Genomic DNA, 21467 nt, shown 5'->3' with positions numbered 1-21467 from the left:
CGGCCACGCGCCGGCCCCCTGCCCAGGGCGGCCGGGGCGCGCGCCGTGCTGCGCACGGGCCGCATCGCGCCGGGGGCGGTGGGCGGTGAACGGACGAAGGGGGACGCGGGGATGACGGTGCACAGGGACGTGACGCACAAGGACGTGGCACGCAGGGACGTGGCGCGCAGGGACCTGGTGCTCAAGGCGCGGGTGCGGCTGCTGAGCCACAACGAGTGGGTCCTGGACGCCCCGGAGGGGCTGTGGGTGTACCGGGCGCTGTTCCCGGCCAGCCCGCGCGTGTACGCCTACAAGCTCGCCCACGTGCTGTGGACGGCGGCCGACTCGCCGCGGGTGGCGCACCTGCCCGAGGCGCGGCGGGCGCTGCTGGAGGAGGCGCGGGCCGCCTGCGCGCACATCCCCGCCGGCGCCCCGGCCCACCAGGTGCGGATGCGGGAGTACGTCGCGGCCGCGCTGGCGGGGCTGGAACGGGAGCAGCAGGAGGGGCGTGCGGGGAGGTAGGTGGTCGCGGGGTGGTTGCGGTACAACAATCCCTATTTGACGACTGATCGGAGAAGTTCTCGTATGAGCAGTTCAGGTCTGTCCCGCCGCGCACTGATCGCCGGCGCCGGCGCCGCCGTCGTCGGCTGGAACACCGCCGCCCGCGCCTGGGCCGCCGAGCCGGGCGAGAACGTGGATCAACTGCCCGCCCTGGACGGCACGGTGGCCCTGCGGGGCGCCGAGGTGGAACGGTTCTCCTCCGACTTCGGGCACCTGGTCACCGCCTCGCCCCGCGCGGTGCTGCGCCCGGCCTCGGTGCGCGACGTGCAGAAGGTGGTGGCCTTCGCCCGGCGCCACCGCATCCCGGTGGCGGTCAACGGGCAGAGCGGCGACCAGGCGGTCGTCGGCGACGGCGGGCTGGAGTCGCACTCCAGCTACGGCCAGGCCAACCCCCGCGGCGGCATCGCGATCGACGCCCGGGGGCTGTCGCGGATCCTCTCCGTCGAACCCGGGCTCGCCGTGGTGGAGGCGGGCGCCACCTGGGCGCAGCTGACGGACGCGGCGCTGGCGGCGGGCTGGATGCCGCCATGCCTGACGGACTACCTGCACCTGTCGGTGGGCGGGACGCTCAGCGTCGGCGGCATCGGCGGGGCGGTGCAGCGCCACGGGCTGCAGGCGGACACCGTGCGGTCGCTGGACGTGGTGACCGGCACCGGCGAGCTGGTGACGGCCTCGCGCGAGCACAACCGGGAGCTGTTCGAGGCGGTGCTGGCCGGCGGCGGGCAGGTGGGGATCATCGTGCGGGCCACGCTCGCCCTGGTGCCGGCGCGCGAGCGCGCCACCGTGTTCACCCTGGCCTACGACGACGCGGACCTCTACCGCGCGGACCAGGAGAAGGTGCTGGCCCAGGGCCGCTTCGACCTCCAGGTCGGCAACGTGGTGCGCAGCGCGGACGGGCAGCGGTGGCGCTACACGGCGGAACTGGTGGCCTACGGGGACGCCGGGCGGGCGGTGGACCGGGAGGCGCTGCTGGCGGGGCTGCACGGGGTGCCGGGCGAGACGACGGTGGTGGAGCAGAGCTGGCGCGAGTACGCGTTCCGGGTGGACGCGTTCGCGGGCTACCTGCGCGCGGCCGGGTTCTGGGGGCTGCCGAAGCCGTGGCTGAGCCTGTTCCTGCCCGCCTCGACGGTGGGGGTGTTCATGCGCGAGGCGACCGCGCTGCTGACGGCGGCCGACCTGGGGGCGGGGCTGCTGCTGTTCTACCCGTACGCGCGGGCGCGGGTGGGGGCGCCGCTGGCGGTGCTGCCGCAGGAGCCGGTGGGCTGGCACTTCGACCTGCTGGCGTTCCCGGCGCCGGGGGCGGACACGGCGGCGATGCTGGAGCGCAACCGGCGGCTGTACGACCGGGCGGTGGCGCTGGGCGGCAAGCGCTACCTGATCGGGGCGGTGCCGGGGATGACGGGGGCGGACTGGCGGCGCCACTACGGCGGTCTGTGGGAGCGGGTGGAGCGGGCCAAGCGGCGGTGGGATCCGGCGGGGATCCTGGCGCCGGGCCAGGGCATCCACGCCGGCTGACGGCCGGGCCCCGGGCCGCCCGCGGGGGGGGCGGGCGGCTCGGCGGGGGGTCGAGTAAAGGGGGGTCAGGTGATCTCCAGCTGCGCCATCATGCCCATCGCGGAGTGGTCCAGCAGGTGGCAGTGGTAGGGGTAGCGGCCTCGGTAGGAGTCGAAGAGGGCCTGGAGGCGCACGCTCTCCCCCGGCAGCAGGCGCACGGTGTCCTTCAGGCCGGACTCCGCCGGGCCGGGCGCGGCGCCGTTGCGCGCCAGCACCCGGAACTGCACCAGGTGCAGGTGGAAGTTGTGCGGGACGTCCTTGTTGGCGTTGACGACCGTCCAGATCTCCGAGGTGCCGAACGCCACCGAGGCGTCCACCCGCGCCGGGTCGTACACCTTGCCGTCGATCAGTCCGAGCGGGGCGGCGCCGGGCTTCTCCTGGTACTCCAGGACCACGGTGCGCTCGCGGGCCGCCGCGCCCAGGGCGGGCAGGGTGCGCAGCTGGGCGGGGACGCGGCTGGGGTCGTCGGCGGCGCGGGTGATGTCGAAGCGCAGGACCTGGCCGACGTGTTCGGCGGGGCCGGGGGGCATGGAGTTGGTGAGGACGATGCTGGAGCCGACGGGGTAGCGGGAGAAGTCGACGACGACGTCGGCGCGCTCCCCGGGGGAGAGGTCGACGGTGTCGGTGACGTGGGGGCGTTCCAGCAGGCCGCCGTCGGAGCCGATCTGGGTGAGGGGGCCGCCGTCGGCCAGGCGCAGGGAGAAGAAGCGCAGGTTGGAGGAGTTGAGCAGGCGCAGCCGGTACTTGCGGGCGGCGACCTCGACCTTGGGCCAGGGGCGGCCGTTGGCGAGGATGGTGGTGCGGTTGAGGGGGTCGTCCATGCGGTAGACGAGGCGGCCCTGGGGGTCGAAGCGGGCGTCGCGCAGGGCGATGGGCAGGTCGTAGCGGCCGGCGGGCAGCGGCAGGGCGGCTTCGGTGGCGTCGGTGATCAGGTAGGTGCCGGCCAGGCCCCGGTAGACGTGCTCGGACTCCAGGTGGTGAGCGTGGTCGTGGAACCACAGGCTCGCGTGGGGCTGGTCGTTGGGGTAGGTGTAGGTGCGGGTGGCGCCGGTGTCCAGGAGGTTCATGGGGCCGCCGTCGGAGGCGACGGGGACGCGGGCGCCGTGCAGGTGGACGGAGACGGGGTCGTCCAGCAGGTTGGTCTGGCGCACCACGACCGGGCGTCCGGAGCGGGCGCGGATGACGGGGCCGGGGAAGGCGCCGTTGTAGGTGAGGACGTCGGTGCGGTGCCCGGGCAGGATGCGGGCGTAGGCCTTGAGCATGGTGACGGCGTAGGTGTCGGCGGCGCCGTCGGTGGAGACGGGGGCGAGCACCGGGGGCAGGGGCATCGCGGCGGTGAACTTCGGTGCCAGGGTGGGGCCGGCGTCGGGGCCCGGGTCGGCCTCGGCGGCGGAGGCGGCGGGGCCCGGGTGGGTGTGGGCGGCCGCGGCGGCGGCGGTCTCGACGGAGGCGGCCGGGCGCAGGGTGGTGCGCATGAGCAGGACCCCTCCCCCGGTCGCCAGGGCGGCGCCGATCATCCTGCGTCTGGTCACCATCGCGCGTCCTCCTGCTGCCGGCCCGGTGTGGCGGTGTGCCCGTGCGGCCCCGGCGGGTGGGGCGGGGGCGGGTTCCGGGGGTGATTGCAGCAGCGGATCCTTGCGCCGGGTTGGGGTCCGGCTGAGGCCCGGTGGACCGCGCGGGGCGGGTTGCGGGCGGGGCGCGCGGTGAGCTGCGGGTGTTGCGGGCCGCTTGCGGCGGGCGGTCACCGTGGCTCGCAGAACACTGGAGGATCCCTCGAAGGGAAGGGCCGGAGCGTGGACCTGCGGTACTGGCTGCCGAGGGCGGCCGAGGTCGCCGAGCAGTGGGGAGAGCGGTTCGGGCCGTACAGCCCGCATCCCTCGCACCAGGTGGACGACGCGGACTTCGCCGCCGCGTTCGAGCGCTTCGCCAAGCGCCTGGAGCACAACTACCCGTTCTTCCACCCCCGTTACGCCGGGCAGATGGTCAAGCCGCCGCACCCGGCAGCCGTCGTCGGCTACCTGACGGCGATGCGCTTCAACCCCAACAACCACGCCTACGAGGGCGGGCCCGCCACCAACGACATGGAACGCGAGTGCGTCGCCCAGCTCGCCGCCATGTTCGGCCTGCCCCGCCACGTGGGCCACCTCACCAGCAGCGGCACCATCGCCAACCTGGAAGCCCTGTACGTGGCCCGCCAGAGCCACCCCGGGCTCGGCGTCGCCTACAGCGCGCAGGCCCACTACACGCACAGCCGCATGTGCCACGTCCTGGGGGTCGAGGGCCACGCGGTGGCCTGCGACGCGGACGGGCGCATGGACGTCGACGCGCTGGCCGCCCTGCTCGCCACCGGCCGCGTCGGCACGGTGGTCGTCACCGCCGGCACCACCGGGCTCGGCGCCGTCGACCCGGTGCACGAGGTGCTGGCACTGGCCCGCCGCCACGGGGTGCGGGTGCACGTGGACGCCGCCTACGGCGGGTTCTTCGCCCTGCTGGCCACCGACGACGCCCAGGCCGCCGCCCTCGGGCTGGACCCGGCGCCGTGGCGGGCCATCGCCGGCTGCGACTCCGTCACCGTCGACCCGCACAAGCACGGCCTCCAGCCCTACGGCTGCGGCGCGGTGCTGTTCGCCGACCCCGACATCGGCCGCCACTTCGCCCACGACTCCCCCTACACCTACTTCACCGACGCCGAACTGCACCTGGGCGAGATCAGCCTGGAATGCTCGCGCGCCGGCGCCGCGGCCGCCGCCCTGTGGCTGACCCTGCAACTGCTGCCGCTCACCCCCCAGGGCCTGGGCGCCGTCCTGGCCGGCGGGCGGCGCGCGGCCCTGGCCTGGGCGGATCTGATCGAGGACAGCCCGCACCTGACCCTCCACCAGCGCCCGCAACTGGACATCGTCACCTACCACCCCACCCCGGGTGGGGCGCCGATGTCCGCCGTCGACGCCGCCAGCCGGCACGTGCTGCGCCAGGGCATGGCCGACGAGCACGACCCGCTCTACCTGAGCCTGCTGCGGGTGGACGCCGCCGACTTCACCCGCCGCCACCCGGCGGCCGCAGCGGACGCCGACGGGGCCTCGGTGCTGCGCAGCGTCCTGATCAAGCCCGAGGCCGAGGACCACCTGCCCGCCCTGCACGCGCGCCTGACCGCGCTCGCCACCGCCCGGCCCTGAGGCCCGCCGCCCCCGTACGAGCGCCCCCCCCGTACGACCGCCCTGCCGCCCCGCCGCCCCGCCGCCTGTCTGCCGAGGAGTGTCCGTTGACCACCGCCACCGTCCCGCCGGGCGCCGCCCTCGCGGCCCCCGCGGTCCGCCCCGCCCGACCCGAGGAGGCCCCCGCCCTCGCCCGGGTGCTCGCCGCCGCCTTCCACGACGACCCGCTCACCCGCTGGGCCTTCCCCGACGACGCCCACCGCGCCCGCATCCTGCCCGCCTTCTTCCGCGTCCACGTCGACCAGTGCCTGGCCCACGGCGGCGCCCTGACCGCCCAGCACCCCGACGACGCCGCCCCCGTCGGCGCGCTGCTCTTCCTGCCCCCCGGCGTGTGGGAGCACCCCGGGGGGCAGGACCAGGCGACCGCCCGCGCCCTGGACGCGGCCGTCGACGCCGACACCCACCCCGAATCCGCCCGCCGCCTGGCCGCCATCACCCGCCTCCAGGCCCGCCGCCACCCGCGCCACCGCCCCCACCACTACCTGGCGTTCGTCGGCGCCCACCCCGACGCCCGCCACACCGGCACCGGCACCGCCCTCCTGCGCGCCTTCCTGGCCCGCGTCGACCACGACGGCCAGGCCGCCTACGCCGAGACCAGCTCCCCCGGCGGCGCCCGGGTCTGCGGCGCCGGCGGCTTCACCCGCTTCGGCGAGGCCATCGCCCTGCCCGCCGGCGGCCCCCGCCTGACCCCCGTGTGGCGGGGCCCCCGATGACCACCCACACCCTCGACATCGACACCGCGCTGCGCGTCTACTCCGCCGAGCAGATCGACGCCGGCGCCGCCGCCCACCACCCCGAGGCCGCCGAGATCCTCGACTGGAGCCGGCGCTTCCTCACCACCGCCCACCCCGACCTCGGGCGCAGCGGCCCCGTCTGCCCCTACACCCAGCCCTCGCTGCGCCGCGGCCTGTTCCACATCGCCGTCGCCGACACCGGCGCGGGCGGCGACCTGCCCGCGCTGGTCGGCGAGCTGCGCGCCTGGTACGACCGGCTGCTGGCCGGCCTGGCGGAGGAGTCGGACCGGGAGCTGCTGACCGTGCTGCTGGTGCTGCCGGGCCTGGACCGGGCCGACTCCACCGCGCTGGACGAGGCGCAGCGCAAGGCCAAGGACGAGTTCGTCGAACAGGGCCTGATGATCGGCCAGTTCCACCCCGTCTGCGAGGAGGGGGGCCTGTGGAACCGCTCCTTCAGGCCGCTGCGCGCGCCCGTGCCGCTGCTGGCGGTGCGCAAGCTCCTCGTCTTCGACCTGCCCTTCCTCGTCGACGACGAGGCCCACCTGGCCCACTACCTGGCCCGCTTCGCCCCCCAGGTCCCCGCCCGCATCCGCGACCAGCTGGTCTCCGGCATGACGGAACACCGCAGGACCGCCCGCCTGACCGCCGCCTGAGCCGCGGCCCCCCTGCGCGCGGAGCCGGGTCGGCGCCCGGCTCCGCGCGCGCCCCCCCGGGGAAAATCGCTGGCGGCGGTGGCGCCCGGCGTGAAGGCTCTCACCGTGGCGCTTCACGAGAACGAGGTCTTCGCGGACCAGGCGGTCGTCCGCTCCCTGCTCCGGGAGCAGCGGCCGCAATGGGCCGACCTGTCCGTCTCGCCGGCCGGCTCGGGCACGGACAACACGATGTACCGGCTCGGCGACGACCTGCTCGTGCGGCTGCCGCGCACGGCGCAGAGCGCGGACTCCGTGCGCAAGGAGTTGACCTGGCTGCCGCGGCTGGCACCGCACCTTCCGTGCCGCGTCCCGGAGCCGGTGCACGCCGGGGCCCCGAGCGCCGTGTTCCCGCTCGCCTGGTCGGTGTACCGCTGGATCGACGGCGAGGAGCCCGGCCCGGGGTCGGTCACCGACTGGCCCGCCTTCGGGGCCGACCTGGCGGCGGTCGTCAAGGGCCTGCACTGCGTCCCGCTCATGGGGGCCGTCCGCCACGGCGCGCTCCACTGGTACCGCGGGGGCGACCTGCGCGACAGCGACGAGTCGATCACCGCATGCTTCGAGAAGTGCCGGACGATCCCGGGCCTGGACCTCGACATCGAGCACCTGCTGCACCTGTGGCGCAGCGCGCTCGCCCTGCCCGGGCCGTCCGGGCGCCAGGTGTGGCTGCACGGCGACCTGAAACCCTCCAACCTGCTGGTCCGGCAGGGCGGGCTGCACGCGGTCATCGACTTCGGATGCCTGTCGGTCGGCTTTCCCGACGCCGAGCACGCCACGGTGTGGGACCTTCCGTCCCCGGCCCGCCAGGCGTACTGGGACGCCCTCGGCCTCGACGACGTGACGTGGCTGCGGGCCCGGGCGTGGGCGGTCGGCGTCGGGGTCGGCGGGCTGTCGTACTACTGGGGCACCTATCCCGGTTTCGTCGGCGAATGCCTGGCGCGGCTGTCCGCGATCCTGGAGGCCGCCGGCGCGCGGTGAGCCGTCCCGGCCGGTCGGGACGGGTTCACCGCGCGCGTCGGTCGCCGACTCGGATGTGCCGGGACGGCGGACCTCAGGTCGCGCGCTGTCCGTGGAGGAGGACGGGCAGCGCTCGGCCCGCCAACGCCTCGCTGACGCGGGCGGCTTGGGAGGGCGCCATGACGTCGGGGAGTCGGCGGACGGGGACGAAGCGGGCGCCGAACAGGCCGCTGCGGTGCTGCGGCGGGACGGTGAGGCGAGTGTCGTCGCGCACGGTGCCGCCGTCGAAGACCAGGTTGAGGCGCTCCAGGTGGCGGTCGGCCGGGGTGAAGTCGACCGCGAGGACGTCGGCGAGACGCAGGTTGAGCCCTGTCTCCGCGTGCAGGTTGCGGGCGGCGGCGAGGTGCGGGGGCTCGTTGGGCTGGGCGGCGCCGCCGGGCAGGATCAGGCCGTCCATGTAGTCCGGGTCGACGAGCAGGACGTCGCCGCGCGGGTTGCGCACGAGGACGAGGCAGCCGAGCCGGCACACCGGCGGCTTGGCGAGCAAGCGGGGGTCACGCATCGGGTAGTTCACCTTCTGAGGGCGGCGAGGAATACGAGGGAGAAGCCGGCCCACCACAGCAGGCGGGCGAGGAGTTCAGTCGTCATGCGTCAGGCGCTCGTAGCGCAGCCCCTTGCGGAGCAGGTCGACGACCCGCAGGAGTGCGGACGGGCGGGCGCAGCCGAGGCTGATCAGGTAGCAGCCCGTCCTGCGGCCGTGCTCCCAGTCGACTTCGACGGACGGCAACGTGACGCCGCCCAGGGCGAGGACGGTCGTCAGGTCGTCGAGGACGTCGGCCGCCTGGCGCCGCTGGTCGGCGGTCGCGCGGGAGAGCATCGAGGACACGCTCACTCCCCCGGCCGCTTGTGGACCTCGAAGACGCGCCAGGCACCCCAGGCCTCGGAGAAGGAGCCGAACCCGCTGAGCTCACCGTCCGGTTGGCGCAGCCAATCCCCGGTGAGCTCGTGCCGGACCCGGTAGAGGCGGGTCTCGGTGTCCCAGCGCACGCCGTAGCCGTGGAGGCGGGGGACTTGGGCATCAGCCATGGGAATAACCTTCCGCAATCAGTGTTTCACGTTCTGTGCACATGGTGGCCCCGCACCACCTAGCATCGGAAGCGATATACGACTTGCTGTCAGAGCAGCCGTGAGTTGGGGAAGTTCCATGAACAAGAAGAGCATCGACCCGACCTCGTCCCCGTGGGCCGCCTTCGGAGTTCAACTCCGCAGGTCACGCGAAGCAGTTGGGCTCACCCAGGTCCAGCTGGCGAAGAAGGTCGGGTGCACCGCATCGCACCTGTCCTACGTCGAACTTGCGCACCGGCCGCCGAGCCTGCAGCTGGCGGAGCTGGCCGACCAGGAGCTCAAGACCGGCGGCACGCTCGTACTGATGTACTGGCAGCTCAAGCACACGACGTTGTTGGAGGGCTTCCCGGAGTACGCCAACTACGAGGCCCGCGCGGAGCAGATCAAGCTCTTCGAGATCAACGTCATCCCTGGACTCCTACAGACTCCCGCGTACGCAACCGCGATTGAATCGGGATATGTGAGGCAGGGCGCCGCACTCCCAGAACAGGCCGATGAACGTATCAACTTCCGACTTGCCCGACAGCACATCCTGGAACGGACTCCACCTCCGGTCCTGCACGCGGTGCTGGACGAGAGCTGCCTGAGGCGACTCGTCGGCGGCCGGGACGTCATGATCGAGCAACTGCTCCACCTTGAACAGTTGGCTGATCGGCCCAACGTGGTCATTCAGGTGGCGCCGTACTCTCTGGGCGAGAACCGGCCGTTCACTCGCGTGGTGCAACTCCTTACCATGCCGAACCGCAAAATTCTCAGCTACGGCGAGATCGAGCAACGCGGTTACATCGAACGGGATATCCAGTCAGTTTCGGCGCTGGCCAGGAGCTACGATCGCCTTGTGGTCGAGGCCCTGAACCAGGCCGACTCACTTTCGATGATCCGCGTGGTACGGAGGGATCTGGAATGGACGTCAATCTGACTGACGCTCGCTGGCGAAAGAGTTCGTACAGCGGCGGCAATGGAGGAACCTGCGTGGAGGTCGCTGACGGATTTACCGGCGTGATGCCGGTCCGCGACTCCAAAGACCCTTTCGGCCCGGCCCTCCTCTTCCCCTCCCCCGCCTGGCAGGCCTTCGTCACCGCCGTCCGCACCGGCGAATTCGACGCCCGGTAGCAGCAACTCCCGGGCCCGGGGGGGGGGGGGGGGGGGGGGGGGGGGGGGGGGGGGGGGGGGGGGGGGGGGGGGGGGGGGGGGGGGGGCCGAGCAACGCCCCCCTCCCCCTCCCCCCCCCCCCCCCCCCCCCCCCCCACCCCCCACCACCCCCCACCCCCCCCCCCCCCCCCCCCCCCCCCCCCCCCGCCCCCCCGGGGCCATCTCGGGGTGGGACGATGGCACTGACCAGACGCCTGCTGCGCCACGGCCAGTTCACCTCCCGCGAGGAACCGACCGAACGCATCGACGACTTCGTCCTGGACTACGACGAACACGCCGCCAAGCCCGACCGCGGGACCTACGACGGCTCCCCGCTCAAAGCCGCATGAACCCCCGAAGGATCAACGCGGCGCTGCACTAGCATGCGTGGGTGAACCTTTCGCATCTCGGCGTGCCGATCGGGCCGATGATCCGCGTCCACGGCGGGTTCGCCAACCGGATGTACCGGCTCGACACCGACCAAGGGTCGTTCGCGGTCAAGGAGTTGAACCTCGCCGACCGCCGCTGGGCCTATCGCGCCGAGGACGTGTTCAGGTTTGAGCGGGCGGCCTTCGCCGCCGGCATCCCGATGCCGGAGCCGATCTCGGCCGGCCACCACACGCTCGTTCACCGATGGGTCGCGGGAGAGAAGGTGCCGGAAGCGCCGGTGTCGGCGGCGTACGCGTTCGAGATCGGCGGGATCCTCGCGCGCATCCACGCGCTCGACGTCGCGTGGACCCACGCGTCGGTCGAGGAACCGACGTCACGGGACTGGCCCGAACTCGCCGCGCGGGCGGCGGCGACCGGACAGCCCTGGGCCGACGAACTCGCCTCTCACGTCGAGACGTTCCTCGCGATCGCCCACTTCGTCGACACCTGCGAACGGCCGGGCCCCGTCGTGCTGACCCACAGGGACATCCAACCGTGGAACCTGCTCGCCCGGGAGGGCCGGCCGGTGGTGCTCGACTGGGAGCTCTCGGGAACGCTCGACCTGTCCGGCGAGCTCGGCTCGACCGCGCTCAGCCTCGCGAAGGGACCGGGCTTCGACCACATCGAGCCCGCCGTCTTCCGCTCGGTCCTCGACGGCTATGTCGCGGGGGGCGGCACGCTGCCGCCGCCAGGTCCGAGCTGGTTCGTGTTCATGATCGGCGGCTGGCTGGGGCACACGAGGTGGAACATCCTGCGGTGCCTCACCGGTGTCGAGGCGAGCACCGGTCCCGACCTCGCGCTCTCCCACGAGTCCGCGCGCAACGGCGTGCGCGGCCTCCCCGACCTGTTCGGCCGGCTTCCGGAGCTCGAAGCGCTGCTCGTGTGGCAGTGACCCGCGCCTGTGCTCGGCATGCGGTGTGAGGCGCGCTCCCGACTCCGCCCGGGGCCGTTGCCGGTGACCTGCACCGACGCGGACGTGCCGACACCCGTCTCCGGGCCCGGGGAGGCGGCGGGGAGGCTGCCGGGGGGCATCTGGCCGAGGGAGTCGTCGACGTCCCGCCCGGTCAGCCGGCGGCGGCCAGGAGCGGCTCGGGGGCGGCAGCGGCGGGCTGGGGCCGGGGGCGGGTGAGGCACTCGTCGGTGAAGGCGAGCGCGCGCAGGTGGTAGGGGCGGGCGGCATGGCCCAGGGAGAGGTTGTGGCCGGCGCGGTGGGCGGTGACGAGGTGGGCCAGGCCCGGGGGGAAGGCGGCGGTGAGGGCGGTGCGGTGGGAGGGCTCCAGGCGCCACCAGGCCTCGTGGTCGGCGAGGGTGAGGCGCACGGGCACGTGTACGCGGGCGGCCAGGGCGCTGTAGCGGGCGGGCCAGGTGGCCAGTTCGCGGGATTCGAGGGCGGGGACGGGGGTGAGCAGGGTGCGGGCGGCGTGGAAGGTGCCGGGCGGGTAGAGGTTGAGGGGGCCCCAGTTGAGGCGGCCGCCGCCGGCGAGGTCGTCGGGCCGCTCCCACGCGCCGGGGGCGTAGTGCTGGGCGAGGCCGGAGATGTCGGCGCCGAGCAGGGGCAGGCGGGGGTCGGCGGGCCAGTGGGCGGCGAGGTGGAGGGCGATCTTGCCGCCGAAGGAGTGGGCGAGGAGTTGGACGCCGGCGCCGACGGGGTGGGCGCGGGCGTAGTCGGTGAGGGCGGCGTGCAGGGTGGCGGCCTGGTCGGCGATGAGCTGGCCGTCGGGCAGGCGGTGGGCGGAGGCGCCGTGGCCGGGGCGGTCCAGGGCCAGGACGGTGTAGCCGAGGTCGGCGGCCAGGGTGAGCAGGCTGGTGTCGGGGTGGGCGGGGCCGGCGAAGTAGGCGGCGCGCATGCCGCGGCCGTGGATGGCGAGGAGGACGGCTTTGGGGGCGCGGTCCTGGGGTTCGGCGACGAGGGCGGAGACGGGGATGCCGCCGGCGTCCAGGACGAGGGAGCGGGTGGCGAGCCGAGGGTTGGGCCGCGGGTTCGGGCGGGGGTTCATAGGGCGGCTCCGGCGCGGACGGCTCCGGCGCGGACGGCCCCGGCGCGGACGGTGGTGGCGGCCCTGTCAGCGGCTCCGGCGCGGGCGGTGTCGAGGTCGGCGAGCCAGCCGGTGAGGTCGCTCTGGCGCATCAGGGTGGTGCCGATGAGCAGTCCGGCGTAGCCGGCGTCCAGGAGGCGCGCGGCGTCGGCGGGTTCGGTGATGGCGGAGGCGGAGACGGGGGCGCGGGTGCCGGTGGCGTGCAGGGCGGGCAGCAGGCGCAGGCTGCGTCCGAGGTCGCCGCGGTCGCGTTCGCGGGTGCGGATGTCCTTGTTGTTGACGGCGATGACGCAGTGTTCGGGCTGGGGCAGGTGGGCGAGTTCGTGTTCGCCGGTGATCTCGACGAACGGGGTCAGGCCCAGGGCGAGGGCGGTGGTGACCAGGCGGTGCAGGGAGGTGGCGGGCAGCAGGGCGGCGGTGAGCAGGACGGCGGAGGCGCCGAGGGCGGCGGCGGCCTCCAGTTGGGCGGGGCGGGTGAGGAAGTCCTTCTGGAGGACGGGCAGGTCGGTGGCGGCGGTGACCTCGCGCAGCAGGCGGGGGGTGCCGCCGAACCAGCGGCCGGTGACCACGGACAGGCAGGGCGCGCCGGCCTGTTCGTAGCGGGTGACGAGGTCGGTGACGGTGCGTGGGCCCAGCAGGTCGGTGCCGTGCGGGTCGCGGAGTTTGACCTCCATGATCAGGGGGCGGCTCGCGGCCAGCAGGGCGTCGAGGAACCGCGGGGCGCTCATACGTAGGCCTCCTTGGGGCGGGGGTGCCAGGCGTGGGCGAGGGCGGTGACGGCTTCGTGGGTGAAGTCGCCGGCCCGGTTGCGGGCGGCGGTGTCGATGTCGGCGCCGGCGTACAGGGGGTGGTCGGTGACGGTGCGGTAGGTGTCGCGGTTGGCGGCGTTCAGGCCGCCGGCGAGGAGGAAGGGGATGGTGAGGCGGGGCAGCAGGGTGTGGACGTCGGCGGGGGCCAGGGGGTGGCCGGTGGAGCCGACGCGGCCGTCGTCGGTGACGGTGTCCAGCAGGAACAGGTCGCAGCCGGCGCGTTCGAAGGCGCCGATGAAGGGGCGTTCCAGGCAGCGGCCGCGGGAGAGGTGGAGGACTTTGACGAGGACGGCGTAGGGCAGGCGGTGGCGCAGTTCGGTGACGAGGGCGGGGCTCTGGTAGGCGTGGAGCTGGATCCAGCGGATGCCGGTGGCGCGGGCGAGGCGGGCGAGTTGGTCGGCGTCGTCGAGGAAGGTGACCAGGACGGGTTCCAGGCCCAGGCGGATGGCGGTGGCGGCGAGGTGGGCGAGGTGCTGTTCGGAGAGTTCGGCGGGGCCGCCGGGCACGCCGTGCCACAGGCCCACCAGGGTGGGGCCGGATTCGGCGAGGAGGGTGAGGTCGGCGCGGGTGCGGGCCCCGCACACCTTGAGGTGGCGGGGCCGCGCGGGCGGCAGCGGGCGGGGCGGGGCGGGGGCGGTCATTTGCCGAGTCCGAGCATGGCGGCGATGCGGTTGTACTGGATCTCGTTGCTGCCGGAGTAGATGGTGCCGGCGACGGCGTTGCGCACGTCCTTCTCCAGCCCGTACTCGGACATGTAGCCGTTGCCGCCGAAGACCTGGACGGCGGCCAGCGAGGTGGCGAGGTTGGATTCGCTGGTGAGGAGTTTGGCGATCGCCATGTCGACGGTGACGTTCTCGCCGGCCTCCAGGCGCTGGGCCGTGTCGTAGAGCCACTTGCGGGCGGTCTCCAGGCGGATCTTGGTGTCGACGATCTTGTTGGCGACCGACTGGTAGGAGCCGATGGGCTTGCCGAAGGACATGCGGGTCTTGGCGTAGTCGAGGCAGCGGGCCAGGCGGTGCTGCATCTCGCCGGTGTTGACGATGAAGGAGTAGAGGATCTCGCGTTTCATGACGTGGTCCAGGACGAGGAAGCCGCCGCCGACGCGGCCCAGGACCCGGGAGGCGGGCACCTTGACGTCGTCGAGGTAGACCTCGGACAGCGGCGAGGTGCGCAGGCCCATCTTCTTGATGGGGTTTCCGGTGCTGATGCCGGGCATGTCGCGGTCCAGGAGGAACGCGGTGACGCCGAGCGCCCCGCCCTGGGGGTGGGTGCGGGCGTAGACGACGATGACGTCGGCGACGGGGCCGTTGCTGACGAAGGTCTTGGCGCCGTTGAGGACGAAGTGGTCGCCGTCGCGGATCGCGCGGGTGCGCATCTGCATGGCGTCCGAGCCGCCCTCGGACTCGGTGATGGCGTGGGCGCCGATGGCCTCGCCGGAGGCGATGCGCGGCAGGTAGGCCTCTTTGAGGGCGGGTGAGCCGAAGGCCTGGAGGGGGACGCCGGTGGAGGCGAGGGAGGTGGTGACGGAGAAGTTGAGGCCGCCGTCGCGGCAGGTCTGCCCCAGGCCCTCCAGGACGTACATGGTGGTGAGCAGGGACTGGCCCAGCCCGCCGTAGCGTTCCTCGAAGGGCAGGGACAGGATGCCGGTCTTCTGGACGAGGCGCCACTTGTCGTGGGAGAAGGCGGCCTGTTCGTCGCCTTCGATGTGGCCGGCGCTCAGGTCGTCGCCGAAGCGGGCCAGGCCCTCGCGCAGGGCGTGCTGGTCGGCGTTCCAGCGGATCATGGACGTGCCGCCTTCCTCCCGGGCCCGCGTGCGGGGCCCGGGGTGGCAGGCCGGCGCGCGGGGCGCCGGCGCGTGACTCGAAGGGGAGGGTCTTCGCCTAGTAGGCGGAGGAGGAGGAGGCGTCGAGCTGGTGGACCTCGTCGCCGCGCAGGGCCGGGGAGAAGACGCAGACCAGGCGCAGGTCCTCGTGGGGGCTGGCGACCAGGTAGTGGGCGTCGTGCTGGTCGAGGGCGTAGAGGCGGCCGGGGGTGATGGGGTGGGAGGTGCCGTCCATGGCGATGACCTCGCCGGAGCCGGCGATGCAGTAGCACGCCTCCAGGTGGTTGCGGTACTCCAGGCGGGACTTGGTACCGGCGTTGACGATGGTGTCGGTGAGGGTGTAGCCGAGGTTGTCGCCGGCCACCAGGAAGCGGCGGGACAGGCCGTTGCCCCACTCGACGGTCTGGACGTCGTCAATGTCGCGGATCAGCATGCTGGTTCTGCCTTTCGTGTCAGCGGGCGGGGGTGGTGGTGCCGGGGGTGGTGCGCGTGGCGGTGGTGCTCGTGCCGGTGGTGCTGGTGCTGGTGGTGCGTCCGGCCGTGGCGGGCTGGGGTGGCCCGGGCGGGCGGAGGTCGTGGAGGAGGGCGCGCAGCGCCTGTGCGGCGTCGCGGCCCTCGGTGAGGGCGGTCTCGATGCGGGCGACGGCGGCGGAGCCGACGATCGCGGCGTCGGCTCCGGCGGCGGCGACCGCGTCCAGGTCGGCGGCGCTTTTGACGCCGAAGCCGATGGCGACCGGGGTGGCGGGGGCGGCGGCGCGCAGGGCGGCGACGGTGGCGGCCAGGGTGTGGTGGCCTTGCGCGGGGGTGGTGCCGGAGCGGCCGTAGTGGGCGACGAGGTAGACGTAGGCGCCGTGGGCGTCGCGGGCGGCGGCGGTGAGGACCTCGGGGGTGGAGGTGGGGTAGCAGGTGGCGACCTGCGGCAGGGACGCCTCGCGCAGGGCCTGGCGCCAGGCGGGGCGCAGGCGGGGCGGCAGGGCGTGGACGAGCAGGGCGTCGGCGCCGGCCTGGGCGATGGCGCGGGCGTGGGTGGCGGGGTCGGCGGCGCGCAGGCTGTGGCTCCAGTCGGCGAGCAGCGCGATCTTCAGGTTCTTCAACTGGGGCCGCAGGGTGGCGAGTTCGTCCAGGACGGTGTCCAGGGTGGTGCCGGCGGCCAGGGCCCGGTCGGCGGAGCGGCGGATGACGGGGCCGTCGGTGGGCGAGTTGGGGAAGGGGACGGCGAGTTCGAGGACGTCGACGCCTTCCTCGTCCAGGACGAGGGCCAGGTCGGTCAGGCGGGCGGGCGGGTCTCCGGCGTTGAGGAACAGGGCCAGGTGCGGGCGGCCGTCGGCGCGGGCGGCGAAGAACGTGGTGTCAGGCATGGGCGGGGGCCTTGTGGTCGGTGCGCAGGCGGGTGGCCAGGGCGCGGGGGGCGCCGTCGGCCAGGGCGTCCAGGGCGGCGGTGTGGGCGGTGTGCCAGTGGGTGTGGCGGCCCGAGGCGAGGGCGAGGGCGGCGGCGTTGAGGGCGATGGTGTGGGTGGCGGTGGGGCCGGCGCGGCCGGCGAGGGCTTGCAGGAAGTGGCCGGTGAGGTCCTCGGGGTGGGGGGCGAGGTCGGCCAGGGTGCCGTCGGCGGGGGCGATGGAGCCGGCGGGCAGGTGGATGGTGGTGTCGGGGGTGTGCAGGGTGTTGTCGGCGAAGGGCAGGAGTTCGTCGGCGCCGGCGGTGTTGGTGGCCAGCCACACGGCGCGTCCGGGGGTGCGGGGGGCGAGGTGGCGCAGGGCGGGCAGGTCGGTGGCGGCGCTGGCGCCGGTGAGCTGGGCGGTGACGGGCACGGTGGCGAGCAGCGGGCCGAGGGTGTTGAGGAGGCGGCCGAAGGGTTTGAGGGTGAGTGGGAACAGGAGGCGGGCCAGGCGGGTGAGGGCGGGTGGGTAGACGTGGGGGCCGGCGAAGGCGATGCCGTGGCGGGCGAGGTGGTCGGCGGTGGCGGTGTGGGAGGAGGTGAGGGTGATGCCCAGGCGTTCCAGCAGGTCGATGGAGCCGGCGCTGCTGGTGTAGGCGCGGGAGCCGGTCTTGACGACGGGCACGCCCATGGCGGCGGCGGTCAGGGCGGCGGCGGTGGAGAGGTTGAAGGTGGCCGGGCCGCCGCCGGTGCCGACGATGTTGACGCTGGCGGGGTGGGCGGGGCCGGGGTGGGGGCTGCGTTCGGTCAGGGAGGTGGTGAAGGCGGCGAGGGTGTCGGGGGCGGGCAGGCGGGTGGTGAGGGCGGCCAGCAGGGCCGCGGCCTGGGCCCGGTCGCTGTCGCGGGCCGGGCCCGGGGTGCGCTGCTCCAGCTGGTCCCACCACGAGCGCCAGGTGTCCAGGTCGACGTCGTGCCCGGCGAGCAGGGCGGTGAGGGCCGGGTGCACGGGTCAGCCGCCTGCCACGGCGCTGGCCGGGACGGCGCGGCGCTGGGTGATGAAGGCGTCGATGGCGGTGACGGAGCGGAAGTTGTTGGGGTCGAGGTCGGTGTCGTCGACGGGCAGGGCGAAGTGGTCCTCGACCCAGGCGATGAGCTTGAGGACGCCCAGGCTGTCGATGACGCCGTCGGAGAGCAGGTCGTGGTCGTCGGCGAGTTGCTCGGGGGTGACGTCGGGCAGGAACTCCTCGATGAGGAACCGCTTGATCTGGGCGATGTTGCTCATGGCTCGCAACTCCCTTGGGTGTATTGGGGTTTGGTGGGTGTGGTGGTGTGGTCAGGCGGTGGGCAGGACGGCCTTGCGGTCGACTTTGCCGGTGGCGGTCTTGGGCAGCGGGGCGTCGTGGATGGCCAGGCGTTCGGGCACGGCGGCGCGCGGCAGGTTGCGGGCCAGGTGCTCGCGCAGGGTGAGGCTGTTGAGGGCGGAGCCGGCGGCGCGCTGGACGGCGGCGTGCAGGCGTTTGCCGGTCAGCGGGTCCGGGGCTGCGGCGACGGCGGCCTCGCGGACCTCGGGGTGGGCGAGCAGGACGCGTTCGACCTCGGCGGTGTTGACGGCGACGCCGCGGACCTTGACCTGGAAGTCGGCGCGTCCGGTCAGGTGCAGGCGGCCGTGTTCGTCGCGGACGGCCAGGTCCCCGGTGCGGAACCAGCGCCGTCCGGGCCCGGCGCCCTCGGGCTGGGTGGTGAAGCGTCCGGCGTCGCGGGAGCGGTCCAGGTAGCCGGCGGCCTGGAAGGGTGTGGAGACGTACAGTTCACCGCGGCCGGGGCCGGTGACGGGGGTGCCGTCGGGGGCGGCGAGCAGGGTGCGCACCCCGGGCAGGGGGGTGCCGATGGGCACCGGCAGGGCGGCGGTGGCGTCCAGGCGGTCCAGGCGGTGCAGGAAGCTGTCGTTGGTCTCGGTGCAGCCGTAGATGTTGTAGAGCGCGGCGCCGGGCAGCAGGGCGGGCAGTGCGGCCAGGGTGCGGGCGTCGATGGCGTCGCCGGTGAACGCGGCGTGCTCGACGCTGTCCAGCACCGCCGGGCCTGCCGTCTGGGCGGCGGCCTGGGCGAGGAGGGCGTAGGCGAGGGGGACGGCCTGGAGGACGTGCGGGCGGTGGCGGGTGAGCTGGGCGAGCAGGTGGCGGGCGTTGAGCGCGTGGGCGGGGTCGATGAGCAGGACGGTGCCGCCGGCGGCGAGGGTGGCCCACACGTCCAGCAGGCACAGGTCGAAGTTGAGGGGGGCGTAGTTGGCGACGACGCGGCCGGGCCCGAGGTCGAAGGTGTCGTGGGCCCAGGCGGTGAAGCGGTCGACGGCGGCCTGCGCGAGGGGGACGATCTTGGGCAGGTCGGTGGAGCCGGAGGTGGTGAGCAGGAAGGAGGTGCCGGCGGCGAGGGTGGGCACGGGGGCGGGGCGGGCCAGGGTGGGCAGGGCGGGGGTGTCCTGGCCGAGGGGGGCGAGCAGGTGGCGGGCGCCGGCCTGGGCGAACAGGGCCGCGAGCAGGGCGGGGGCCAGCTGGGGGGAGGGCAGCAGGAAGGGGCGGCGCTCGATCAGGCAGGCCAGGACGAGGGCGATCTGCTCGGGGGACTTGGCGGCGGGCAGGCCCACCGGTTCGCCGGGGGCGAGGTCCAGCGTGTGCAGGCGCAGCCGTTCGCGTTCGGCGGTTTCGGCGAGTTCGCGGTAGGTGACGGCGCGTTCGTGCCACAGGAGGGCGACGGCGTCGGGCCGGGTGCGGGCGTGGGCGGTGAACGCGTCGGGCAGCGACAGCGGCGGCGGGGCCTGCACGGCGGGCGCGGCGGGTGTGGTGGGCGCGGTGGGCGCGGTGGGCGCGGTGGGTTCGGCGGGTGTGGTCATCGGGGTCTCACTCCCCCGCCGGGGTGAGGGCGGCCCAGCCGGCCTTGACGGCGGTGCCGTCCTGGGTGGCGACGGTGAAGCGCACCACCGTGCCCCGGTCGTAGGGCTGCAGGGTCAGGCGCAGCGGGGTGCCGGGGGTGGCGGGGGCGGCGAAGCGGGCGCCCAGGGCGGTGAGGCGGGTGGGGTCGCCGTCGGCGTGGCGGTCGGTGATCTCCTCGGTGGCGAGGGCGACCAGGTGCATGCCGTGGGCGATGGCGGCGGGGAATCCGGCGGCGCGGGCGGCGTCGTCGTCGAGGTGCAGGGGGTTGAGGTCGCCGGCGGCGTGGGCGTAGGCGGTGACGTCGGCGGGGGTGAGGGTGTGGGTGAGGGTGAGGGGTTCGGTGTCGGGGGTGGTGCCGGGGTGGGCGGCGGGGGTGAGGGTGCCGAAGGGTTCGATGGCGGTGGCGCCGACCAGCAGGGCGGAGGTGGTCAGGCGGGCCAGGGTGCGGGTGCCGTCGGTGAGGTGGGTGGTGAGGGCCAGGCGGGTGCCGCGGGCTTCGCGGCGGGCGGCGGTGACGGTGACGTCGATGTCGACGTGGGTGCCGGCGGTGAGGGGGTGGTGGGTGTGGATCTCCTGGGCGAGGTGGACCACGCCGGTGAAGCCGGTATCGCCCGTGGTCAGGGTGGTGACGGTGTGCTGGGCGAGGGTGTGGGCGAGGACGAAGGGGTGGGCGGGGGCGGCGGCGGTGTCCGGGGCGGGGGGCAGGCCGGTGCGGGCGGCGGTGCGGTAGGCGGCCAGGGCGTCGGCGGTCACGGTGGTGCGGGTGCGGGCGGTGCGGTGGGCGGGCGTCGTCGCGGGCCCGGTCGCGGGTGTGGTCGCGGGTGTGGTCGCGGGTGTGGTCGTGGTCATAGCGGGGTCACCACCAGGGTCGAGTTGTGGCCGCCGAAGCCGAACGAGTTGGACAGGGCCGCGCCGGGGCGGATGGGGCGGGCGGTGCCGTGGACGACGTCGAGGTCCAGGCCCTGTTCGGTGTGCTCGTGGTTGGCGGTGGGAGGGGCGAGGCGGCTGTTCATGGCCTGCACGGCGGCGATCAGCTCGACGGCGCCGGCGGCGCCGATGAGGTGGCCGATGGAGCCCTTGGTGGAGGTGACGGGCACGCCGTGCGGGCCGAAGACGGTGCGCAGCGCGGCGGCTTCGGCGCGGTCGTTGTGCACGGTGGAGGTGCCGTGGGCGTTGACGTGGGCGATGTCGGCGGGGGTGAGGCCGGCGTCGGTGAGGGCGGCGCGCATGGCGGCGACGGCGCCGGCGCCGTCGGGGCGGGGGTTGGAGAGGTGGTAGGCGTCGGCGCTGGAGCCGTAGCCGGCGAGGAGGGCGTAGGGGGTGCGGTGGCGGGCGCGGGCGTCGGCGAGGCGTTCGAGGACGAGGAAGCCGGCGCCTTCGCCCATGACGAAGCCGTCGCGGTCGGTGTCGAAGGGGCGGCTGGCGCGGGTGGGGTCGTCGTTGCGCTGGGAGTGGGCGCCGAGGTTGCCGAACGCGGCGAGGGTGACGGGGGTGAGGGTGGCTTCGCAGCCGCCGGCGATGACGATGTCGGCGCGGCCGGTTTCCAGGAGGAGGGCGGCGTGGCCGATGGCGTCGGCGCTGGAGGCGCAGGTGGTGGCGATGGTCAGGGCGGGGCCGGTCCAGGCCAGGCGCATGGCGATCTGGGCGGCGGCGGCGTTGGGCATGGTGACCAGGGGCATCAGGGGGCTGACGCGCAGGGGTCCGGCGGTGGTGAAGAGGGCGGATTCGCGGTCGCTGGTGGTGCGTCCGCCGACGGCGTTGCCGACGACGATGGCGCTGCGGCCGGGGTCGGGTTCGGGGGCGCCGGCGTCCTGGTGGGCGGCGAGGGCGGCGAGGGTGCCGTAGTGGGCGAAGGGGTCGAGGCGGCGGGCGTCCTTGGCGGGGACGGGGCCGTTGTCGGGCAGGTCGGTGACGCGGCAGCCCAGGCGGACCCGGTGGCGGGCCAGGGCGGGGTCGGTGAGGGCGGTGGCGGTGGGGGTGCCGGTGCTGACGGTGTGCCAGAACGCGGCCGGGGTGTGGCCGGCGGGGCTGACGACGCCCAGGCCGGTGACGGCGATGGGGGGCCGGGTGGGGCGGGCTGCCATGGTCTTGTCCTTTCCGGGCGTTGGGGGCCGGGGTGTGGCCGG

At 74.5% G+C, this 21467-nt stretch carries 25 protein-coding genes; 10 read left to right on the top strand and 15 right to left on the bottom strand.

Features of this window, described 5'->3' with window-relative positions; all coding sequences use genetic code 11:
• Nucleotides 1-111: 111 nt before the first annotated feature.
• Both AC07BF_RS31055 and AC07BF_RS31050 read left to right on the top strand, forming a co-directional pair.
• The gene (locus tag AC07BF_RS31055) at nt 112-501 is read left to right on the top strand and encodes a hypothetical protein (protein ID WP_478334225.1); all 390 of its coding nucleotides are present in this window, start codon (nt 112-114) and stop codon (nt 499-501) included.
• 63 nt (nt 502-564) lie between these two features.
• Nucleotides 565-2055: an FAD-binding protein gene (locus AC07BF_RS31050; protein ID WP_400845366.1), complete on the top strand. Its 1491-nt coding sequence runs from the start codon at nt 565-567 to the stop codon at nt 2053-2055.
• 65 nt (nt 2056-2120) lie between these two features.
• On the opposite strand, the gene AC07BF_RS31045 is transcribed toward AC07BF_RS31050, so the two are convergent.
• A complete protein-coding gene (locus AC07BF_RS31045; protein ID WP_363623895.1) occupies nt 2121-3629 on the bottom strand; it encodes a multicopper oxidase family protein in 1509 nt (502 codons plus the stop codon).
• A 258-nt stretch (nt 3630-3887) separates the two neighbouring features.
• Between AC07BF_RS31045 and AC07BF_RS31040 the strand changes: the two genes are divergently transcribed.
• From AC07BF_RS31040 to AC07BF_RS31025, 4 genes are all read left to right on the top strand, one after another.
• Nucleotides 3888-5267: a pyridoxal phosphate-dependent decarboxylase family protein gene (locus AC07BF_RS31040; protein ID WP_400844933.1), complete on the top strand. Its 1380-nt coding sequence runs from the start codon at nt 3888-3890 to the stop codon at nt 5265-5267.
• 86 nt (nt 5268-5353) lie between these two features.
• Nucleotides 5354-6019 carry a hypothetical protein gene (locus AC07BF_RS31035; RefSeq protein WP_363588163.1) on the top strand — a complete coding sequence of 222 codons (666 nt, stop codon included), beginning with the start codon at nt 5354-5356 and terminating at the stop codon, nt 6017-6019.
• Nucleotides 6016-6693 carry a DUF6875 domain-containing protein gene (locus AC07BF_RS31030; protein ID WP_400810469.1) on the top strand — a complete coding sequence of 226 codons (678 nt, stop codon included), beginning with the start codon at nt 6016-6018 and terminating at the stop codon, nt 6691-6693. The genes AC07BF_RS31035 and AC07BF_RS31030 overlap by 4 nt, the downstream gene beginning before the upstream one ends.
• Before the next feature lie 105 nt (nt 6694-6798).
• Complete coding sequence (locus tag AC07BF_RS31025) at nt 6799-7707, top strand: aminoglycoside phosphotransferase family protein (protein ID WP_400810471.1); 909 nt, start codon at nt 6799-6801, stop codon at nt 7705-7707.
• Between the two features lie 73 nt (nt 7708-7780).
• Here AC07BF_RS31025 and AC07BF_RS31020 read toward each other — a convergent pair whose 3' ends face one another.
• The 3 genes from AC07BF_RS31020 to AC07BF_RS31010 all read right to left on the bottom strand — a co-directional run bounded on the left by AC07BF_RS31020 (nt 7781) and on the right by AC07BF_RS31010 (nt 8772).
• Complete coding sequence (locus tag AC07BF_RS31020) at nt 7781-8248, bottom strand: NUDIX domain-containing protein (protein WP_400810473.1); 468 nt, start codon at nt 8246-8248, stop codon at nt 7781-7783.
• Nucleotides 8249-8323: 75 nt separating this feature from the next.
• On the bottom strand, nt 8324-8572 hold the full coding sequence (locus tag AC07BF_RS31015; protein WP_400335750.1) for a hypothetical protein: 249 nt from the start codon (nt 8570-8572) through the stop codon (nt 8324-8326).
• A 2-nt stretch (nt 8573-8574) separates the two neighbouring features.
• The gene (locus AC07BF_RS31010; protein ID WP_363588153.1) at nt 8575-8772 is read right to left on the bottom strand and encodes a hypothetical protein; all 198 of its coding nucleotides are present in this window, start codon (nt 8770-8772) and stop codon (nt 8575-8577) included.
• Nucleotides 8773-8890: 118 nt separating this feature from the next.
• On the opposite strand from AC07BF_RS31010, the gene AC07BF_RS31005 reads away from it, so the two are divergent.
• From AC07BF_RS31005 to AC07BF_RS30990, 4 genes are all read left to right on the top strand, one after another.
• Nucleotides 8891-9730, top strand: coding sequence for a helix-turn-helix domain-containing protein (locus AC07BF_RS31005; RefSeq protein WP_363588151.1), 840 nt, complete (start codon nt 8891-8893; stop codon nt 9728-9730).
• Nucleotides 9715-9924, top strand: coding sequence for a DUF397 domain-containing protein (locus AC07BF_RS31000; RefSeq protein ID WP_363588149.1), 210 nt, complete (start codon nt 9715-9717; stop codon nt 9922-9924). The genes AC07BF_RS31005 and AC07BF_RS31000 overlap by 16 nt, the downstream gene beginning before the upstream one ends.
• 215 nt (nt 9925-10139) lie before the next feature.
• Nucleotides 10140-10292, top strand: a complete 153-nt coding sequence (locus AC07BF_RS30995) for a hypothetical protein (RefSeq protein WP_363632341.1) — start codon at nt 10140-10142, stop codon at nt 10290-10292.
• A 41-nt stretch (nt 10293-10333) separates the two neighbouring features.
• Nucleotides 10334-11263 (top strand): phosphotransferase family protein, encoded by a 930-nt coding sequence (locus AC07BF_RS30990; RefSeq protein ID WP_478334224.1) that lies wholly within the window; start codon nt 10334-10336, stop codon nt 11261-11263.
• Nucleotides 11264-11435: 172 nt separating this feature from the next.
• Here the strand turns inward: AC07BF_RS30990 and AC07BF_RS30985 are convergent, their stop codons facing one another.
• The 11 genes from AC07BF_RS30985 to AC07BF_RS30935 all read right to left on the bottom strand — a co-directional run bounded on the left by AC07BF_RS30985 (nt 11436) and on the right by AC07BF_RS30935 (nt 21425).
• The gene (locus AC07BF_RS30985) at nt 11436-12368 is read right to left on the bottom strand and encodes an alpha/beta hydrolase (protein ID WP_478334223.1); all 933 of its coding nucleotides are present in this window, start codon (nt 12366-12368) and stop codon (nt 11436-11438) included.
• The gene (locus AC07BF_RS30980) at nt 12365-13135 is read right to left on the bottom strand and encodes a beta/alpha barrel domain-containing protein (protein WP_478334222.1); all 771 of its coding nucleotides are present in this window, start codon (nt 13133-13135) and stop codon (nt 12365-12367) included. Before AC07BF_RS30980 ends, AC07BF_RS30985 begins: the two co-directional genes overlap by 4 nt.
• Nucleotides 13132-13857, bottom strand: coding sequence for a phosphoribosylanthranilate isomerase (locus AC07BF_RS30975; RefSeq protein WP_363588139.1), 726 nt, complete (start codon nt 13855-13857; stop codon nt 13132-13134). Before AC07BF_RS30975 ends, AC07BF_RS30980 begins: the two co-directional genes overlap by 4 nt.
• Complete coding sequence (locus tag AC07BF_RS30970) at nt 13854-14999, bottom strand: acyl-CoA dehydrogenase family protein (protein ID WP_063352981.1); 1146 nt, start codon at nt 14997-14999, stop codon at nt 13854-13856. Before AC07BF_RS30970 ends, AC07BF_RS30975 begins: the two co-directional genes overlap by 4 nt.
• A 97-nt stretch (nt 15000-15096) precedes the next feature.
• Nucleotides 15097-15471: an ectoine synthase gene (locus AC07BF_RS30965; protein ID WP_363588135.1), complete on the bottom strand. Its 375-nt coding sequence runs from the start codon at nt 15469-15471 to the stop codon at nt 15097-15099.
• 19 nt (nt 15472-15490) lie between these two features.
• On the bottom strand, nt 15491-16396 hold the full coding sequence (gene trpA / locus AC07BF_RS30960; protein WP_478334221.1) for a tryptophan synthase subunit alpha: 906 nt from the start codon (nt 16394-16396) through the stop codon (nt 15491-15493).
• On the bottom strand, nt 16389-17420 hold the full coding sequence (locus AC07BF_RS30955; RefSeq protein ID WP_363632333.1) for a hypothetical protein: 1032 nt from the start codon (nt 17418-17420) through the stop codon (nt 16389-16391). Before AC07BF_RS30955 ends, trpA begins: the two co-directional genes overlap by 8 nt.
• A 3-nt stretch (nt 17421-17423) precedes the next feature.
• Complete coding sequence (locus AC07BF_RS30950; protein ID WP_063352985.1) at nt 17424-17696, bottom strand: acyl carrier protein; 273 nt, start codon at nt 17694-17696, stop codon at nt 17424-17426.
• Between the two features lie 51 nt (nt 17697-17747).
• Nucleotides 17748-19301: an AMP-binding protein gene (locus tag AC07BF_RS30945; RefSeq protein WP_478334220.1), complete on the bottom strand. Its 1554-nt coding sequence runs from the start codon at nt 19299-19301 to the stop codon at nt 17748-17750.
• Nucleotides 19302-19308: 7 nt separating this feature from the next.
• Nucleotides 19309-20190 (bottom strand): MaoC family dehydratase, encoded by an 882-nt coding sequence (locus tag AC07BF_RS30940; protein WP_478334219.1) that lies wholly within the window; start codon nt 20188-20190, stop codon nt 19309-19311.
• A complete protein-coding gene (locus AC07BF_RS30935) occupies nt 20187-21425 on the bottom strand; it encodes a beta-ketoacyl-[acyl-carrier-protein] synthase family protein (protein ID WP_363588125.1) in 1239 nt (412 codons plus the stop codon). Before AC07BF_RS30935 ends, AC07BF_RS30940 begins: the two co-directional genes overlap by 4 nt.
• Nucleotides 21426-21467 lie beyond the last annotated feature (42 nt).

It is taken from the genome of Kitasatospora sp. NPDC043950, assembly GCF_056435345.1.
This window is presented reverse-complemented; position numbering and strand designations above follow the sequence as displayed.

Excerpts from the sequence above, each read along its gene's own strand:
- AC07BF_RS31055 (WP_478334225.1), top strand. The coding sequence starts at position 112 with ATGACGGTGCACAGGGACGTGACGCACAAGGACGTGGCACGCAGGGAC.
- AC07BF_RS31050 (WP_400845366.1), top strand. The coding sequence starts at position 565 with ATGAGCAGTTCAGGTCTGTCCCGCCGCGCACTGATCGCCGGCGCCGGC.
- AC07BF_RS31045 (WP_363623895.1), bottom strand. The coding sequence starts at position 3,629 with ATGGTGACCAGACGCAGGATGATCGGCGCCGCCCTGGCGACCGGGGGA.
- AC07BF_RS31030 (WP_400810469.1), top strand. The coding sequence starts at position 6,016 with ATGACCACCCACACCCTCGACATCGACACCGCGCTGCGCGTCTACTCC.
- AC07BF_RS31020 (WP_400810473.1), bottom strand. The coding sequence starts at position 8,248 with ATGCGTGACCCCCGCTTGCTCGCCAAGCCGCCGGTGTGCCGGCTCGGC.
- AC07BF_RS31010 (WP_363588153.1), bottom strand. The coding sequence starts at position 8,772 with ATGGCTGATGCCCAAGTCCCCCGCCTCCACGGCTACGGCGTGCGCTGG.
- AC07BF_RS31005 (WP_363588151.1), top strand. The coding sequence starts at position 8,891 with ATGAACAAGAAGAGCATCGACCCGACCTCGTCCCCGTGGGCCGCCTTC.
- AC07BF_RS31000 (WP_363588149.1), top strand. The coding sequence starts at position 9,715 with ATGGACGTCAATCTGACTGACGCTCGCTGGCGAAAGAGTTCGTACAGC.
- AC07BF_RS30995 (WP_363632341.1), top strand. The coding sequence starts at position 10,140 with ATGGCACTGACCAGACGCCTGCTGCGCCACGGCCAGTTCACCTCCCGC.
- AC07BF_RS30985 (WP_478334223.1), bottom strand. The coding sequence starts at position 12,368 with ATGAACCCCCGCCCGAACCCGCGGCCCAACCCTCGGCTCGCCACCCGC.
- AC07BF_RS30980 (WP_478334222.1), bottom strand. The coding sequence starts at position 13,135 with ATGAGCGCCCCGCGGTTCCTCGACGCCCTGCTGGCCGCGAGCCGCCCC.
- AC07BF_RS30975 (WP_363588139.1), bottom strand. The coding sequence starts at position 13,857 with ATGACCGCCCCCGCCCCGCCCCGCCCGCTGCCGCCCGCGCGGCCCCGC.
- AC07BF_RS30970 (WP_063352981.1), bottom strand. The coding sequence starts at position 14,999 with ATGATCCGCTGGAACGCCGACCAGCACGCCCTGCGCGAGGGCCTGGCC.
- AC07BF_RS30965 (WP_363588135.1), bottom strand. The coding sequence starts at position 15,471 with ATGCTGATCCGCGACATTGACGACGTCCAGACCGTCGAGTGGGGCAAC.
- trpA (WP_478334221.1), bottom strand. The coding sequence starts at position 16,396 with ATGCCTGACACCACGTTCTTCGCCGCCCGCGCCGACGGCCGCCCGCAC.
- AC07BF_RS30950 (WP_063352985.1), bottom strand. The coding sequence starts at position 17,696 with ATGAGCAACATCGCCCAGATCAAGCGGTTCCTCATCGAGGAGTTCCTG.
- AC07BF_RS30945 (WP_478334220.1), bottom strand. The coding sequence starts at position 19,301 with ATGACCACACCCGCCGAACCCACCGCGCCCACCGCGCCCACCGCGCCC.
- AC07BF_RS30940 (WP_478334219.1), bottom strand. The coding sequence starts at position 20,190 with ATGACCACGACCACACCCGCGACCACACCCGCGACCACACCCGCGACC.
- AC07BF_RS30935 (WP_363588125.1), bottom strand. The coding sequence starts at position 21,425 with ATGGCAGCCCGCCCCACCCGGCCCCCCATCGCCGTCACCGGCCTGGGC.